At 30.9% G+C, this 16,763-nt stretch carries 23 protein-coding genes; 7 read left to right on the top strand and 16 right to left on the bottom strand.

Annotated elements, in window-relative coordinates; genetic code table 11:
* Positions 1 to 255: 255 nt before the first annotated feature.
* The 11 genes from Q0958_RS08445 to Q0958_RS08395 are packed head-to-tail and all read right to left on the bottom strand — an operon-like array spanning position 256 to position 7,307.
* A complete protein-coding gene (locus Q0958_RS08445) occupies positions 256 to 1,329 on the bottom strand; it encodes a ferredoxin--NADP reductase (RefSeq protein ID WP_299122042.1) in 1,074 nt (357 codons plus the stop codon).
* Positions 1,329 to 1,625, bottom strand: a complete 297-nt coding sequence (locus Q0958_RS08440) for a hypothetical protein (protein WP_299122040.1) — start codon at positions 1,623 to 1,625, stop codon at positions 1,329 to 1,331. The genes Q0958_RS08445 and Q0958_RS08440 overlap by 1 nt, the downstream gene beginning before the upstream one ends.
* A 13-nt stretch (positions 1,626 to 1,638) precedes the next feature.
* Positions 1,639 to 2,865, bottom strand: coding sequence for an aromatic ring-hydroxylating dioxygenase subunit alpha (locus tag Q0958_RS08435; protein ID WP_299122039.1), 1,227 nt, complete (start codon positions 2,863 to 2,865; stop codon positions 1,639 to 1,641).
* 12 nt (positions 2,866 to 2,877) lie between these two features.
* Positions 2,878 to 3,267 carry a DUF2147 domain-containing protein gene (locus tag Q0958_RS08430; protein ID WP_299122038.1) on the bottom strand — a complete coding sequence of 130 codons (390 nt, stop codon included), beginning with the start codon at positions 3,265 to 3,267 and terminating at the stop codon, positions 2,878 to 2,880.
* 10 nt (positions 3,268 to 3,277) lie between these two features.
* The gene (locus tag Q0958_RS08425; protein WP_299122037.1) at positions 3,278 to 3,502 is read right to left on the bottom strand and encodes a hypothetical protein; all 225 of its coding nucleotides are present in this window, start codon (positions 3,500 to 3,502) and stop codon (positions 3,278 to 3,280) included.
* Between the two features lie 12 nt (positions 3,503 to 3,514).
* Positions 3,515 to 4,507 carry a sterol desaturase family protein gene (locus tag Q0958_RS08420; RefSeq protein ID WP_299122035.1) on the bottom strand — a complete coding sequence of 331 codons (993 nt, stop codon included), beginning with the start codon at positions 4,505 to 4,507 and terminating at the stop codon, positions 3,515 to 3,517.
* A gap of 52 nt (positions 4,508 to 4,559) precedes the next feature.
* Positions 4,560 to 4,802, bottom strand: a complete 243-nt coding sequence (locus Q0958_RS08415) for a hypothetical protein (protein WP_299122034.1) — start codon at positions 4,800 to 4,802, stop codon at positions 4,560 to 4,562.
* On the bottom strand, positions 4,799 to 5,878 hold the full coding sequence (locus Q0958_RS08410; RefSeq protein WP_272149978.1) for an adenylate/guanylate cyclase domain-containing protein: 1,080 nt from the start codon (positions 5,876 to 5,878) through the stop codon (positions 4,799 to 4,801). Before Q0958_RS08410 ends, Q0958_RS08415 begins: the two co-directional genes overlap by 4 nt.
* A 2-nt stretch (positions 5,879 to 5,880) precedes the next feature.
* Positions 5,881 to 6,726: an ABC transporter six-transmembrane domain-containing protein gene (locus tag Q0958_RS08405; protein ID WP_299122033.1), complete on the bottom strand. Its 846-nt coding sequence runs from the start codon at positions 6,724 to 6,726 to the stop codon at positions 5,881 to 5,883.
* Between the two features lie 2 nt (positions 6,727 to 6,728).
* The gene (locus tag Q0958_RS08400; protein ID WP_299122031.1) at positions 6,729 to 6,992 is read right to left on the bottom strand and encodes a hypothetical protein; all 264 of its coding nucleotides are present in this window, start codon (positions 6,990 to 6,992) and stop codon (positions 6,729 to 6,731) included.
* 21 nt (positions 6,993 to 7,013) lie between these two features.
* A complete protein-coding gene (locus Q0958_RS08395; protein ID WP_299122030.1) occupies positions 7,014 to 7,307 on the bottom strand; it encodes a DUF6787 family protein in 294 nt (97 codons plus the stop codon).
* A gap of 151 nt (positions 7,308 to 7,458) precedes the next feature.
* Here Q0958_RS08395 and Q0958_RS08390 point away from each other — a divergent pair, with 151 nt between their 5' ends.
* The 6 genes from Q0958_RS08390 to Q0958_RS08365 are packed head-to-tail and all read left to right on the top strand — an operon-like array spanning position 7,459 to position 11,129.
* Complete coding sequence (locus tag Q0958_RS08390; protein ID WP_299122029.1) at positions 7,459 to 7,839, top strand: hypothetical protein; 381 nt, start codon at positions 7,459 to 7,461, stop codon at positions 7,837 to 7,839.
* A 13-nt stretch (positions 7,840 to 7,852) separates the two neighbouring features.
* Positions 7,853 to 8,998 (top strand): hypothetical protein, encoded by a 1,146-nt coding sequence (locus tag Q0958_RS08385; protein WP_299122028.1) that lies wholly within the window; start codon positions 7,853 to 7,855, stop codon positions 8,996 to 8,998.
* Between the two features lie 4 nt (positions 8,999 to 9,002).
* Entirely contained in the window at positions 9,003 to 9,335 is a 333-nt protein-coding gene (locus Q0958_RS08380; RefSeq protein ID WP_299122026.1) for a hypothetical protein, read from the top strand.
* A gap of 33 nt (positions 9,336 to 9,368) precedes the next feature.
* Complete coding sequence (locus Q0958_RS08375; protein WP_299122025.1) at positions 9,369 to 9,911, top strand: YceI family protein; 543 nt, start codon at positions 9,369 to 9,371, stop codon at positions 9,909 to 9,911.
* Positions 9,889 to 10,272 carry a hypothetical protein gene (locus tag Q0958_RS08370; protein ID WP_299122024.1) on the top strand — a complete coding sequence of 128 codons (384 nt, stop codon included), beginning with the start codon at positions 9,889 to 9,891 and terminating at the stop codon, positions 10,270 to 10,272. Before Q0958_RS08375 ends, Q0958_RS08370 begins: the two co-directional genes overlap by 23 nt.
* On the top strand, positions 10,257 to 11,129 hold the full coding sequence (locus Q0958_RS08365; RefSeq protein WP_299122023.1) for a DUF5777 family beta-barrel protein: 873 nt from the start codon (positions 10,257 to 10,259) through the stop codon (positions 11,127 to 11,129). The genes Q0958_RS08370 and Q0958_RS08365 overlap by 16 nt, the downstream gene beginning before the upstream one ends.
* Positions 11,130 to 11,181: 52 nt before the next feature.
* Here the strand turns inward: Q0958_RS08365 and Q0958_RS08360 are convergent, their stop codons facing one another.
* The 3 genes from Q0958_RS08360 to prfA form a co-directional block, all read right to left on the bottom strand.
* The gene (locus Q0958_RS08360; RefSeq protein ID WP_299122021.1) at positions 11,182 to 11,742 is read right to left on the bottom strand and encodes a Crp/Fnr family transcriptional regulator; all 561 of its coding nucleotides are present in this window, start codon (positions 11,740 to 11,742) and stop codon (positions 11,182 to 11,184) included.
* Positions 11,743 to 11,822: 80 nt separating this feature from the next.
* Positions 11,823 to 12,011 carry a 30S ribosomal protein S21 gene (rpsU, locus tag Q0958_RS08355; RefSeq protein WP_150900392.1) on the bottom strand — a complete coding sequence of 63 codons (189 nt, stop codon included), beginning with the start codon at positions 12,009 to 12,011 and terminating at the stop codon, positions 11,823 to 11,825.
* Positions 12,012 to 12,288: 277 nt separating this feature from the next.
* Positions 12,289 to 13,365 (bottom strand): peptide chain release factor 1, encoded by a 1,077-nt coding sequence (gene prfA, locus Q0958_RS08350; protein ID WP_299122020.1) that lies wholly within the window; start codon positions 13,363 to 13,365, stop codon positions 12,289 to 12,291.
* 79 nt (positions 13,366 to 13,444) lie between these two features.
* Between prfA and Q0958_RS08345 the strand changes: the two genes are divergently transcribed.
* Complete coding sequence (locus Q0958_RS08345; protein WP_299122019.1) at positions 13,445 to 13,870, top strand: hypothetical protein; 426 nt, start codon at positions 13,445 to 13,447, stop codon at positions 13,868 to 13,870.
* Positions 13,871 to 13,964: 94 nt separating this feature from the next.
* Here Q0958_RS08345 and Q0958_RS08340 read toward each other — a convergent pair whose 3' ends face one another.
* Complete coding sequence (locus Q0958_RS08340; protein WP_299122387.1) at positions 13,965 to 15,143, bottom strand: AIR synthase related protein; 1,179 nt, start codon at positions 15,141 to 15,143, stop codon at positions 13,965 to 13,967.
* Between the two features lie 107 nt (positions 15,144 to 15,250).
* Positions 15,251 to 16,762, bottom strand: a complete 1,512-nt coding sequence (locus Q0958_RS08335; protein WP_299122017.1) for a carboxypeptidase regulatory-like domain-containing protein — start codon at positions 16,760 to 16,762, stop codon at positions 15,251 to 15,253.
* Position 16,763: the final 1 nt, after the last annotated feature.

Below are 16,763 nucleotides of genomic sequence, written 5' to 3'. Positions count from 1 at the left end.
TTAAAACTAACTCAGAGTTGCCTATATAACTTACTTAAAAGCTTGTTCTAATTAAATCTTACAATAGAAAATCAATAAATTATTATAAACAAACTCTGCATTCTAAATTAATCTGAAGCTAAATTAAACAACATAACAATCCTTATATACTCAAAAGTAACCAACGGTCATTTTAAGTAATAAACGGTAGATATTTGTAATAAACGGTAAAAAGCTTATAAGTTGTAAATTGGGATTTGTGGATAATTAAAGTCTTTATTCATACACCACTTCGACTTCTTTTGTTAAAGGAATACTTTGACAACTTAATACATATCCCTCTTTTACTTCTTTTTCTGTTAATGCTAAATTCTTTTTCATATGTACCTTTCCTTTCTTCACTTTACATTTACAAGTAGAACAAACTCCTCCCTCACAAGAATACGGTGGCTCATGATTATCGTTTAATAATGCTTTTAAAATTGTTTTTCCTTTAGGTATTAAACTTTCTATCTTCTCACCTTTCAAATAAGTTACCAAACTAGCATTCTCTACAGATTCAATTTCATTAATAGTACTTCCTCCACCAAAACTTTCTACAAAAATTCTATCAAAAGGAACATCTATACTTTCCAAACCTTTAATCGTATTATCAATCATTGTTCCGGGTCCGCAAACATAATATTCTGTATTCTGAGCATATGGTGGATATTCATTAATAAACCACTCTATACTTACTGCATCTATTCTTCCTTTTCTAAATTTATTATTAGATGTTTTCCATAAATCACTCCAACTACTTTTAGGTCTACTTAAAGTTTGAACCAGTACAAATCGGTCTTTATATGTTTCTTCAAGGTGTTTTAACTCTTCCTCAAACATGATGGTTTCCTGACTTCTATTCCCATAAATCATATACACAAAGCTTCTTTCTTCTGTATACAAAACTGTTTTTAAAATAGATAGCACTGGCGTAATTCCACTTCCTGCTGCAAATAAATAATAGGTTTTGTAATTTTCTTTTTTTACCTCTGCATAAAAGCGTCCATCTGGAGGCAACACTTCAATATAGTCTCCTACTTTAACCTCATTATTAATATGATTAGAAACTAAACCATCTTTTACTCTTTTCACCCCTATTCTTAAAGGCTCTTCCTTTGCTGGTGAACTACATAAAGAATATGATCGACGAACCTGCTCTCCTTTTAAATTGAACTGTAAGGTTATATACTGACCAGGCTTATAGTTAAATGTTTCATACAATTCATATGGAACATCAAAAGATACCGAAACTGCTTCTTTGGTTTCGTTCTTTACTTCTATAACTTTTAAAGAATATGGTTTATTCATCATTCAACTTTGAAAATTCTTTTTGCAAAAATTTGTACTGGATAACTCTCCGCATACTCTCCTTCAATCCTAACCTTTTCTCCAATCTCTACACGCACATAATTATCTTCTAAATTTGGAATACTAATAGTACATGTATACAAACCTCCTTTTTTATCTTCTAAAGTAGCTGTATACCCATCTTTACCATTTTCAATTTTGGTAACAGTAAGCAACGGTAACTTAGATGCTTCTTCCTTTTTTACCGAACTACAGGCGGTAAGCAACACCAATAATAGCATGTATATTTTTTTCATCTCGTATGTATTTTTAATCAAAAGCTCCATGCTTTTTCATCCATTTTTTTACTTCTTCCTGAAAACGCATAACTGCATACTCTCCTCTTTGTGCTCTTGCTCCTACACTAAACATAGGTGATTTTAATGATTTTTGTTGCTGTTCGCAAGCATATACATCTTCTTGCATAAAATCTCCTGAGGCCATAGGATCACTGGCATCTCCTTCATATTTCCCTTTATTACCATAATGCAACCACACTTTACTCATAGACGACTTGGTATATTGCTTGGTAAATTCCCATTCGCTTGCATTTTCCATTTTCGAACGAATTACTACCAAAGTCCTGTCAGCTGCTAAAGGAATTGCATGAAAAGTATTCCACGCTGCCTCTCCTTCTGTAATTCCAATATTAGGGAATAACCAAGGAACATAAGCACCTATTTTTTCTCTTGGAACACTACTTATTAAAGGTTGTGGCGATGCATTATCAACATCTGCTAAATAATCTGGAACTAACGGCTCATAAAACCAGTAATGAGGTCCTTTCCATCCAAACTCTGCATTGGCATGATCGTACATATTTAATGTTCCTTCATGCAAATGTGCTAGGTGATAATGATCTATATAATTTTCAACAATAATTTTCCAGTTTGCTTTGATTTCTTTGGTATAAAATGCCTCTCCTTCTTTTTCTTGATACTCTACCAACTCCTCAGGAATATGAGGACCTAAATAGGGTTCTACTTCTCCAAAAAACTCCATAATACTAGGTGCATTCTTTTCAGGATGCACAAATAACATACCTTTAAAAATATCTACAGAAGCCTCGTGTAAATTTAATTCACAGTCATGTAATTCTTTACTACACAAATCAGGAAACTCTTCTTCTTTTTTAGGTACACTAATTAACTTTCCTTCTAAATCATAGGTCCAGTCGTGATAGGGACATGTAATTGCTTTTTGTGCTTTTCCTACCGCCCTTAATAATTGTGTTCCTCTATGACGACACATATTGTGAAAAGCTCTTAACCGATGATCTCGACCTTTTACAATAAAAATATTATTGAGTCCTGCTTGTACAGAAATATAATCTCCAGGATTAGCCACATCTTCTATCAATCCAGCGAATTGCCACGTAGTACTAAATATAGTTTTCATTTCTAAATCAAACCATTCTTGTGATGTATACGCTTCTATTGGCAATATATGCATCATATTTCCTGTGGTTGAATTATTATTTTTTGATGTTGAACTCATACTTCTAATAATTTATTTTTTCTTTTTCCTTTTCCAAGTTTCCTTATAGGGCTGACTTTCAACAGTCATTAATGCCTCTAATTCATCTTTATTTTTTAATGTAAAAATTACCTCATAATACGAACCTTCTGGTAAATACATTTTTCCATTAACGTATTTCTTTCCTTTCTTTTCTACATCTGTTAAAAAATAGTCCTTTTTTTCATTATTTCCTTTGTATTCATTTTTACCATCATTATAGTAATGAATTTTCCCAAAGAACTTTCCTTTATATTCAACAACCTCATATTCTGCTTCATAATATTGATTCTTTACTGTCCAAGTTCCAACAATCTCATCATTATTTTGAGCACACGAAATCAATGTAATCAAACATAAAAAGGTTAATAATAGCTGTTTCATTTTTTTTAATTTATAGTGTTCCAAAGTAATTATATAAGGTAGCTATTTCTATTACTGATAAGATTACAACTAGTAAAATATAATCTTTCCATGAAAAAGGATTGTCATAGGTAAAATAATCTATCACAGTCCAAAGAACAACTAACACTACCCACGTTATAAGAGAACCTGTTTGATAATATTGTAATCCGAAATAAGTTAGAATGGATACTATAAGCGTTAAAAATAATTTCATAATTTCTTGTTTTTAATTATTCTCTTTTGGCATCCAATCTGGGGGTTTAATAAATACCAATATTTTATTTTTGAATCCTTTTACTTCTCTTAGCTTTCTATTCAATCTAGTGAGTCCATGAAAAAATACCTTTATAGGATTAACACTATTTAAAGGTTCTGAAATTCCATACACCACCTTTTCTTCTTCTGGTTCAAAAGTTCCTAACATTCTATCCCAAATAATCAATATCCCTGCATAGTTTTTGTCCCAATACTGTTTGTTTGAACCATGGTGAACTCTATGATGTGAAGGTGTATTAAATATCAGTTCAATTGGCTTTATTAATTTACCAATTATTTCTGTATGTAACAAAGTTTGAAACACTTGTACAAATACTTCTGATAACAAAACTAAAATTGGATCGAAACCAAGCATTACAATTGGCAATGAAAAAACAATAGGCATAATAGCATCTAAAGGTCCAAATCTGTAGGCAACAGACATATTAAAATGTGGAGAACTGTGATGTACCGTATGTGTAGCCCAACCTATACCAATTCTGTGCATTGTTCTATGCTCCCAGTAATACGCAAAATCGGCCAATAACACACAAGCTATAATTGTTGCCCAATTAACATCTAAATGTGGCAAACTTAAATTGTTATACACCCAATAATACACCTTAGTTATTGCTAAAATTCCTAATATTATTTCAATTAAAAAGAAACCTCCAAAGGTTAATACATTGGCAACACTATCTAATATTAAGTCTTTAGTTAATCTTCTTAAAAAAGCATACCTAATAAGCTCAATTAAAAAGAAAGGAACTATTATATATACCAAACTCAAATCGTTAAAAACATAGAACCAATATTCTACGCTTTCCCACTGTAAAGTCTCTGAAAAAAATGATATAACACTCGAACTTCCACCTACATTGTAGTTATAATAGAAGTAGTGAGCAAAACCTGTTATAATTGCTATAACGAGTAAACTCCTGATTAATAATGTTGAATTTTTCATGCTGTTTAAATTTATTACAAAATTGGGTAAAACAACACTGATTTCTTTTGATTTAGGTCAAAATATCCAAGTAGTTTAAAATAGAAAATAACGCTAAAAACGACCATATAATAATCATTGTCCAGTACAGTCTTGGCGATTCTTCTAACGATACTTCCTCTACAAAATGTATTTTTTTACTACTTAACACATTAACCAGCCCCATAAAAATAAAAAATGCCCAAAACCAATTCCATTCGAAAAGCACTGCTAAAATCAATAAAAATAATGCTATAATCGTTTTCCATTTTCTCATGCTTTTGATATTGTATACAAGTTAACTTTATTCTTTTTACCTCGTAATAAGATATCTCCTAAGACCTTTGTTAGATAAGGATTCTTAACATTTAAATCGGACAATAAATTTTCTGAAATTAAAACTGGTACATTATACGTATTACACTCTGCCTGAATTCTAGCTGATGTATTTATAACATCTCCATGATATGCTAGTTCTTTTTTTATAGTTCCAACCTCGGCTACCATTAAAGTTCCACCATGTAAACCTGCTTTAAACTCTGGAACTTCATTATATTTTTGATTATAATAGTCTTTTTTTGACTGTAGTTTTTGTTGAAACTCAAAGAACAATGACACACAATTGTTATTCGCCAGTCCCTTTTTATATTCCCAATTTAACACTGCTTCATCTCCCACATATTGGTAAATTTCTGCTTCGTATTTAGGTACTAATTCGTTCAAGTCGTAAAAACAATCTTGAATAAATTGACTATACTTCAAATGCCCTAATTTTTCTGCAATAGGTGTAGAATTTTTCAAATCTAAGAACATAAATATTCGTTTTTCTTCTTGTGGACTTTTATACTTACCCAATAACATTTTAAGAAAAACTCCTGGCCCCAGTTTTTCTGTCGCCATTTTTAGAATAGAAAACACCAATGATGAGCAAACAAAGAATAATACTGTTACCCAAAATGTTTTGCTCTTTACCCACCAACCTTTTTTTATGACTGGAATTTCTAAATTATTGTCGTATTGATAATACTTTCGAATTATGGAAACACAAATAATTAAAACTATGAAATAGATAAATGTTTTGGATAAAATTTGAAACCATAATGCTGTTCGCTTTGACACATAGGTATCAAACACAAATTCAATTAATGAATAAAAAACACCTATAGAAGCCCCTAAAAATGCTGCATACTGTAAAGCTACATAAAAAGGAATATTTGTTTTGTCTATTAAAGGCAATCCTTCATCTTCCCCTATTCCATAAAAGCGAATTGTAATGAATAGCATGTATGTAATAGTCCAATAAAATACTGATTGTCCTAATAAATTTAGGTATGTTCTTAAGTTCCTACTCAATTTTAAATATTTTTTAGCCTTGTACTAATTTCTTGTAAACGAATTATTTGTTGAAATATAATAGGAAGCATAAACACACCTCCTGAAAACTCTAAAACATAAGTAAGTACCGAAAAAATGCCACCAGCTGTAGCATTTACAGCACTAGCTGAAGCATACAATGCATAAATTGCTAGTATGAACAATACAATTTCAATGATTGAAAAATTAACTGTTTCTAAATCGCTCATTTTAACTAACCACTTAGCTATTTTTTTAAAATGATTAAAAATACCTGTATGTTCACGAGTTTCTAACACATTTATTCGATGTTCTAACTCATCGTTTAAACCTATGTTATAGTTATAAATACGTTTGGTGCTAAAGGTATAAATTAAAATGATAATGATTATAGTTAACAAGCATCCTCCAAAAATCCACAAATCAAACAATGCTAACATTATCAATGCTCCCACAACACTAATCGCTGATGTGAATGCCTGGGTAACATCGTGCTCAAAAAAATCTACTAATTCTTTTACTAATGCACTTCTTGCTGCAATAGCTGAAACTTCTATTCCTTTTTTATTTTGTGTTTCTGCAATTTCCGAAGCTACATTTGTATATATAAATGTATAGGCACGAGTATCGTAATACCTACGTATGGTACCAATAACAAAACCTATTAAATACAAGCCTGTAAACAACCACAGTCCTTTGTTACTTCCATTAATTAAATCGTTAATAGCAATACCTAAAATCAAAGGTTGTAGCACTTTAGATATATTTTCTAAAATTAATAGTAAAAAAGTAAACGAAATTTTCCATTTATATCTCTTAAAAATAGCTCCAATAGAAAAATCATTCATAACTAATAAGTGTATCCTGGATAATCTATTACTAAAGTTGACAAAGAGAACAAGGCCATAAAAATCCAGCTAATAATAATTATCCAATATGTTTTAGGATTCTCTTTTTTAGAAATCGGCTCTATAAAGTAAGTTATCCCAGAAAAAAGATCGGGAATAACCCAAAACATAAACAAAACTCCCCAAGCCCATTCCCAGTTCATTAATATAGCAATGTACATTAACACTAAAGCAATTAAGGTTCGCCATTTAATTGTTTTCTTCATCCTTAAATATAAAAAGAAATTTTAAATAGAAATACCGAACCTTCTTAACATCTTCTTTTCCATGTTCCAAAAGAAATTAAATTGTCCAAAAAGCCATCCATATAATACCAAAAAAACTTGATAACATATAAAACTTAATAGTATAAACAACGGATAGTAAATAGCTGCATGCATATTTTCTAAGGTTATTCCTATTGCTTTTAAAACAGGGCGTCCTATTGTTATCGAAGTTGAACCTGTTATTGAAAAAACTATAAATATTATTATTAAATCTCTTGGTTTATCTATATTCCAACGTAACATCAATTTTTTCATCCTAAATAAATTTTGTTCAAATGTACACTGGTGCCTTAAGTTTTTGTTTGACTTAAATCAAAAACACTTCTTTATGATGATTTTGACATAGGTCAAAAATCTTTCTTACAAACCTTCTCAATTTTGTCTCCGTAATTATTCAGAATTAAAAATGAAGAGATATTTATTTGGTTTATTAATTTTTCTAATTGGGTGTTCTACTCGAATAGATGAGCGAATTTTAGGTATCTGGAATGTCCAAAGCTCATTTTATAAGGCCACTTATAAAATAGAGAAGCAGGCTAACAAACTTGTTGGTAAAGTTATTTATTATAACGACGACACTACTATTATTAGAGAAACTGGCACTGATAAAGATATCTTTTTAAACAATTTAACCTATAAGGACGACACTTTTGTTGATGCTATTTCAGGAGCTACACAAACCAACTCTGACAATCTTAAGATTAAAATTAAACACAAAGACACATTAGAAGTTACAAGCTACATCATGCATAAACCTCTAATTGAAATTTGGGTAAGAAAACAATAACAAAAACTAAATCATGAAAAAAAGACACATCCTTTTTGGGTTATGTATAACACTTGCTCTTGCAAGTTGTGAAGATGCAATTAGAGACATTACAGGTGGAACAAATTCTAACCCGCAACCTTCAGCTGAAGTTATTCCTGCCGACATTAATACTGATGGCTTTGACTTTTTTGAAAAAATGCAAGGTCACTGGGTAGGTAGCAATAGAGTTATTGCCGATGATTATCCCTGGTTCGCATGGGATTATAGAGCCATCTCAAAATCACATATTCACGGTATTCATGAAGGAGGTTCTTTAGGAAATTTACTTACCTCATTTTTTGTAACAAATTACAAAGGTAAAAGAACCATCATGGGACGTAACGGTGGGTTATTAAGTGGTATTTACAGAACTAGTTATTTTGTTTTAGATAAAGTAGAAGACAGAAATTCTGAAGGTAAATATTATCGTTTTGTAGACGCTATTGGAAATAAAAACATTATGTCATTTGAATTACGTTTTAAAAATGACAGTTTATATTTCAACTCATACACTAGTAATTTAGGTAGTCGTATTCCAACGCGTCATATGACTTTCAAAGGAAAGAAAATGCATATGGAATTAGCTCAAGCTGCTGCTAGTGCTACTAATTACCCTCAAAATGCTATTGACAGTGGTTTAGATTTTGCTGATGGGTTCAAAGCAGAAAACCTATATGTAAAACAAGGTGAACAAGCAGCTACATCTGCAACGTTTTTAGCACAACAAGCTAATAATAACATTTATGAGTTAGCCCCTCAATCTGGAGACCCATATCAAATTACCGATCATCCTAGACTAGGTACCTTAACTGTAAACCTAACTAGAAACAATCAAATTACCGACACTAATTTATTGGTATATCTTTCAAAAGATCCTTTAACTGACGCTAACGGTTATTTAACTTCTAGTTTTGCTGCTTTTGATACACTATTACATTTTCCTAGTTTAGAAAATAAAGAGAACACTTTTTTATTCACTTATCTACATCCCGGAGAATATTACTTAACTGTTATTGCTGATAAAACTGGTGATGGCACTCCAAGTCAAGGTGATATTTTAAGCATTAGTAAAAAAATTACCGTAGCACCATTAGAAAACAAAATAGAAAACGTAACCAATATTGATGTTCAAAATTAAAAAGATGAAAAAAGTATTTTATATCTCAATCGTAGCTTTAATGGTTAGTTGTACAAAGGCAGAAATACCATTACCTAATACTATTAGTAGAACAGTAACTTATACTAAAGATATACAACCTATTATTTACAATAATTGTTTGACCTGTCACAGTTCTGTAAACCCAAGAAAAGGATTAATCTTAGAAACATACGAACAAGTTAAAAACTCAGCTCAGTTTGGAACTCTAATTACTAGAATGAACGATGCTGCAAGTCCAATGCCTCAAAGTGGACTTCTTACTGCTGAAAAAAGAGCACTTATTGATAAATGGAAAGCTGATGGCTTTTTAGAATAATTCAACTCGTTTCAAAATACAAAACGTAATTACATGAAAAAAATAATCATCCTAGCAATTATATTGGTTAGTCAATCAATTACTGCTCAAAAATATTTTACCAGAACTGGTAGCACGCATTTTAAAGCTTCTGTAGAAGCATTTGAACCTGTAGAAGCTACTAACAATAGCTCTACAGCTATTTTAAAAACCAACACTGGAGATATAGCTGCTCAGTTATTTATTACTGCTTTTAAATTTAAAGTTTCTTTAATGCAAGAGCATTTTAATGAAAACTATATGGACAGCGACCAATATCCTAAAGCTACTTTTAGAGGAAAGTTAGAAGGGTTTTCTTTAGAAAATTTATCAAACTCAAAAGAATTTCCATTAAAAGGAACTATTACGGTTCGTGGAAAAAAGAAAAAAGTAAACACTACTGCCAAGGTTGTTTTGAAGAACAATAAAATTATGTTAAACTCTAATTTTTTTGTACAACCACAAGATTTTGGAATTAAAATACCAAGTATTGTTCGCAAGAAAATAGCTGAGCAAATAAACGTTTCTATAGCTTATGAATTGGTTGAAAAGAAATAAGTTTTTGGTTGTACTCTTCATTTTGCTCATAGGAGGATATTCAGCATACAAGTACGCTTATAAACCTCATAAAACAATTGAAGAGCTAAACGTAGATTTTGAAGGAAGCTCGACAGTTTTTTTACAAAAAGTAAGTCAGAATTTTTCTGAGTGGAACACAAAAGTTGTACAACTGTCTGGCAAAGTAACCGCTATTGATGAAAACGGTATCTCCTTAGAAAATCAAATCTATTGCCAGTTAAAGAATACTGATGCTAGGCTTTCAATAAAAGAAAATGACAACATACAAATTAAAGGTCGTGTTATAGGATACGATGATTTATTAGACGAATTAAAATTAGAACAATGCATATTAAAATAAAATACATCATAGCTTTTTTAATTGTTTTTACATCTATAAAAACTTTTGCTCAAGACGACTTATTAGATGAATTAGACAATGAAACTAAAAATGAAAAACTATTTGCTTTACCAGCTTTTAAAGCAATGCAAATAGGAAACTTACAATCTACTAAAATTGCCGACAAAGGGGATTTATATTTAATTGTTGCCCATCGTTTTGGATCTTTAAAAGATGGTGTTGATGAGTTTTTTGGATTGGATCAAGCAAATACTAAAATTCAATTAGCTTATAGCTTTTGGGAAGGAGTACAATTAAGTTTAAGTAGAGATAGTTTTGAAAAAACATATTCTGGTACAGCAAAAGTTCGTTTCACTAAACAATCAAGCAAGTTTCCATTAAACTTAGTAGGGTATGCTAGCGCGGATATCAACTCTGAATTAAAAAAGAAAAAATATCCTAATTTAAAATTTGGAGACCGAATGAGTTATACTTTTCAATTACTTGCTTCACGAAGAGTTTCTAAGAACTTATCTCTCGAAATAGCTCCTTCTTTTGTTCGTCAAAACTTACAAGACCACACTGTTACTGGTGGTAATACACACAATCAGTTTTTAATGGGTGTTGGTGGTCGATTAAAAGTAAGTAAGCGTATGAGTGTTAACTTAGATTATGCTCACAACTTTAGTAGACATAAAAATTCAATTTTTAAAAATCCTCTAACACTAGGAATTGATATTGAAACAGGGGGTCATGTTTTTCAACTATTATTTTCCAACGCAAGGGCAAGCAACGACAGCGCTTTCTTAACAAAGGCTGAAGGGGATTGGACCAAAGGGGATATATCTTTTGGGTTTAATGTTGTTAGAGTTTTTTAATCTCATAGAACTCAGCTCTTGTTAGGCTTTCTTTTAAATAAGGAAGCCTATTTTATTTTCCACGAATTCTACTTAATGTTTCTTGACTAATTCCCAACATTGAAGCTATATGCCCCAAATTTGCTATTTGAATTATTCTAGGGTATGCTTTAATTAATAACTCGTACTTTTCTTTTGCTGTTAAGAAATAATATCCTTTATAAAAATCATCAATTAACCCGATTTGTTCTTCCATTATTAAACGTCCAAAACGTTCTAATTTAGGATATTTCTGATATAATTCCTGCCAATCATCATAAGAAATAGCAATTACCTTAGCATCATTAGTAACTTCAATATATTCTGAAGAAGGTTTTCTTAAAATATAACTATGCCAAGAAGTAAACATTGAATTTTCTGGATAAATCCAGTTCGTTATATCTTTCCCTTTTAAATATAAATAAGCTCTTACAGTTCCTTCAGTTAAGAAATACAAATATTTACAAGTCTTTCCTTCTTCGACCAATAAATCATTTTTAAGGTACTCTTTTTCTACCGCAACACTTTTTATTGCTGCTTCAATTTCTTCTGAAATAAAAATGTGCTGTTTAATAAAATCAATAAAACTCTGCATGAAACAAAATTAAGAAATACTTCGTAAAATACTCCCATTTATGTATTTACAAACATTCTAAACTAATCAAATACTTCTAACTATTCTTGTTTTAATAATTTTTCTCTGTAGGCTGCTTTTTGTATTTGTGCTCTTCTTGCTACTGATGGCTTTGTAAACTGCTTTCGTTCTCTTAATTCTTGTAAAATTTTTACATTTCTGAATTTACGCTTATAACGTTTTAAAGCTCTATCAATATTCTCGCCTTCTTTTACTATAATTTTCAACATATATCTAATTTATTTATGGGTTAATACTTCAATAACCTTATCAACTTAGGGTTATTGATATAATGACTTACTCTCTTAATTAAAAATTCTAATAAAAATGCTTTACTTAAAGAAAACTATGAATACCTGAGGGGCTTCAGAAAAATAGTATTATACATGTGTAGATTTTCTCCTTATTACGGATAGAATATTAATATCTTTACAAGATACCATTTATTCTCCTGTTTTACAAGGAATAACAAAATAAAAAAGACCAATCAATGATTGGTCTTTTTTATTAGATAGTTTCTCCTAACTCTTTAAGTTTGGAAGTATTTTCTGCTAGCATTAATTCGTCTATAATTTTCTGAATATCACCATTAACAATATTAGATAAATCATATAACGTTAATCCAATTCTATGATCGGTTACACGACCTTGCGGATAATTATATGTTCTAATTTTTGCTGAACGGTCTCCTGATGTTACCATAGAACCACGTTTTGCTGCATCAGCCTCTTGTTTCTTTGCTAACTCTAAATCGTATAAACGAGAACGTAATACTTTAAATGCTTTTTCTTTGTTTTTATGCTGCGACTTTTGGTCTTGACACTGCGCTACTAACCCTGTAGGTATATGTGTTAAACGTACTGCTGAGTATGTTGTATTTACCGACTGACCTCCAGGTCCTGAAGAACAGAAAAAATCGATACGAACATCTTTTGGGTTAATTTCTACATCAAACTCTTCTGCCTCTGGAAAAACCATACAAGTTGCTGCCGATGTATGCACACGCCCTTGTGTTTCTGTTTGTGGTACACGTTGTACACGGTGTACTCCTGCCTCAAACTTTAATGTTCCATATACATCTTCTCCAGAAACTTCAAATTGGATTTCTTTAAATCCTCCATTAGTTCCTTCAGAAAAATCTACTGTAGATACTTTCCATCCTTTTCCTTCACAGTACTTCGTATACATTCTAAATAAATCTCCCGCAAAAATACTTGCCTCATCACCTCCTGTACCTGCACGTAATTCCACTACAGCATTTTTACCATCCTCTGGGTCTTTTGGTATTAGCAAAAACTTAATTTCATCTTCTAATTGTGGAATTCTAACTTTTGCTTCATCCATTTCCATTTTAGCCATTTCCACCATTTCTGCATCACTTCCATCAGAAATAATTTCTTTAGCTTCTTCTATGGTATCTAAAAGACCTTTGTACTCGTCTGCTTTTTTAACAACCTTTCCTAAGTCTTTATATTCTTTATTTAATTGCACATAACGTTTTTGATCAGAAATAACATCTGGTTGAATAATTAAATCTGAAACCTCATCAAAACGTTGCTTAACTATCTGTAATTTATCTAGCATTGTATCTTTTCTTGGGGTGCGAATTTACGATTTTTTATCGAATTTTATCTCTATCTTTATGTCTTTTAAGAGCAATAATATGCGTTACTATCTAATTATACTTATTTCTATTCTACTTTTTTCTTGTCAAAAAGAAACTCAAAAACCTAATTGGCTACAAGGAAAATGGCAACGCTTAAACGAAAAACCTACCAAAACAACTTTTGATTTTTGGAATAATGATTTAACCGGAATCGGTTTTACGCTACAAGAAAACGATACCGTTTTTAAAGAAACTATGAGTATTGTTTCTATTCAAAATATATTGCATTTAAAAATTGTAGGTGTGAATGAGCAACCTACGTTATTTAAATTTACACAACAAACTGATACTTCTTTTGTTTCTGAAAATGAACAAAATGAATTTCCTAAAAAAATTAATTACTATATGGATGGTCAGCAATTGAAATGCAAAGTTTCTAACGATGAATTTTCTATTGATTTTATTTTTAATAAAATAGAATAACCAACCTACTTACAATATTTTTATTGAAAAACTGTGTTAGTTTTATTGCATAAAAAAACCTTAGAATTTTCTAAGGCTTTTTATTTGTTTTATTTTAATATTCAAATGTTCCGTATTCGCTTTTGATAGTTAACTTCTTTTTATCTGAAGCCTCTACTCTTCCAATTATTTGCGCATTTACATTGTATGATTTTGAAATTGTTATGATTTCTTCTGCTACTTCTTCAGACACATACAATTCCATTCTATGCCCACAGTTAAACACTTGGTACATTTCTTTCCAATCTGTCTTAGATTGTTCTTGAATCAACTTAAACAATGGTGGTATTGGAAACATATTATCTTTTACTATATGCAACTCATCTACAAAATGTAATATTTTAGTTTGCGCTCCTCCTGAACAATGTATCATTCCATGCACTTTGTCTGAAGAAAACTTTGATAATATTTCTTTGATTATTGGCGCATAAGTTCTTGTAGGTGACAAAACTAATTTCCCAGCATCTATTGGCGAGTTCGCAACCTCATCCGTAAGCTTTGTGTTTCCTGAATACACTAATTCTTCTGGTACCAAAGCATCAAAACTTTCTGGATACTTCTCAGCTAAATATTTATGAAATACATCATGACGAGCTGATGTTAGTCCATTAGACCCCATTCCGCCATTATATTCTTTTTCATAAGTCGCTTGTCCAAAAGATTCCAAACCTACAATAACATCTCCTGCTTTTATATTGGCATTATCAATTACATCGGCACGTTTCATTCTTGCCGTTACAGTAGAATCAACAATAATTGTACGAACTAAGTCTCCTACATCTGCGGTTTCTCCTCCTGTTGAATGAATTGTTACTCCAAAATCTTTTAGTTCAGAAATCAATTCTTCTGTCCCATTGATTATTGCCGATAAAACTTCTCCTGGAATATTACTTTTATTACGTCCTATTGTAGAAGATAACATAATATTATCAGTCGCTCCTACACATAATAAATCGTCAATATTCATTATTAATGCATCTTGCGCTATACCTTTCCAAACAGAAATATCTCCTGTTTCTTTCCAATACATATATGCTAATGACGATTTTGTTCCCGCTCCATCTGCATGCATAATTAAGCAGTAATCATCGTCATTCGTTAAATAATCTGGAACAATTTTACAAAATGCCTTTGGGAACAATCCCTTATCAATATTCTTAATAGCATTATGAACATCTTCTTTAGATGCTGACACTCCGCGTTGCGCGTAGCGTTTAGATATTTCGTTACTCATTTGTTGTGTTGTTGTTACTGCAAAGTTAGTTTTTCTTAATTTCATATCAAGAAAAAAGCGAACGTTTTTTAACGTTCGCTTTTTAATTTTGAGTTAGTTATATAATATTATTCCCAATCTGGCATTATAGCATTTGCAAACACCATTCTACGTTCTATATTTCCTACTAAGTTAGTTCTCATAATATTTCTTTGTGAAATTCCATCGTTAGATGTATTTACAAAAATAACTTCTGCTTCATTTGGTGAAAATCGTGGATCTAAATCGTTAGTTCCACTTGTTTTTTCAACATTTGAAACATCTGTAAAACTCATATCAGTAAAATCGTAAATAAACAACCTAGTATCTAATTGTCTATAATTTGTAGCCTGATGATTTGAAATATCTCTTGTAAACAATAATTTATTTCCTGATGTTGACAAGTTAATTCCCCCCATAGCTCCAACAACTCCTGATATTACTGTATTTAACACATTCCCGTTCATATCAATAACTAATATAGCTCCATCATATCCATTTGCATTATTGGTTTTTATAGCTATTTTAGTTCCGTCGCTACTCCAATCGCATTCCGTTATTAAACTTCCTCCTGCTGCTTCATATATATTTTGTAAACCACTACCATCTTTATTTATTGAATATAATTTACCAAAATTAGCATACAATAGCTTACTTCCATCTGGCGACCATGAAAAATCCATTTCATTTAAATTAAAACCTGCTACTGGTATTGTTGATGTTACTTTTTGAACATCATTTCCATTAGTTTTCATTGTATAAATATGTGCTTCATTATTATCTATTCTTAAAAAAGCTATCAAATTTGCTACGTTACTTTTTCTTGGTCTCCATGAATTCAAATTAGGATCGGTTAATTGAACTGTATTTGAAACTTCATTATTGGTTTCATTAAAATTTGATGAATAAATTACATTATTTCCACCTTCATTTTTAACATAAAAATATCGATTTCCAGGATCTTCTTTTACTGTAAACGATCGAATACTACTTACTACTTCTGCATTTATCCCATCTGTTACTTCTATACTCCAAAAATATTTTCCGCCATATTTCAAATTTGACAATAGATATTTTTTCTCTTTTATATCTGTAATTCTGGTTACATCGTTATTAAAATCATTTCTAAGCTCTAAAACATAAGTTAACTCATCTTCTTCAGGATCTGTCGATTCCCATGTTAACTCTACTTCGTTTGGTAAATCTTCAGTTCCATCAGCAGGCATTAATAATTCTGGTTTTGTTGGTGGCTTATTTAACGCTGTTGATATTTCTAACTCTAACACCACATTAACTACAGCTTCCACAGTTACTGTAGCTCCTTCAAACTTATCTAAATATCCTTCTTTAGTTGCTTGCACTGAATACTCTTGCACTTCTATTCTTTCAAATTTAAAATTCCCTTCCGCATCTGTAAACGTTGTATTATTTGTAGGCGACAAAGTTATTTTTACATTTTCTAAAGGCACAAAACCATCCTTTTTTACAACTTTTCCTGTTAAATCTCCATACTCTATCAATCCTATAGTACCATCTTCTCCACACTGAATAAAAACAAGTGTAATTAATAGCAAGCTTATTATTTTTATTACTTTTCTCATC

Origin of the sequence: uncultured Tenacibaculum sp. (assembly GCF_947499065.1) — a bacterium.
In the GTDB taxonomy this organism is placed as follows: domain Bacteria; phylum Bacteroidota; class Bacteroidia; order Flavobacteriales; family Flavobacteriaceae; genus Polaribacter.
The sequence above is the reverse complement of the archived record's forward strand: the minus strand, read 5'-3'. Positions and strand labels throughout refer to the sequence as shown.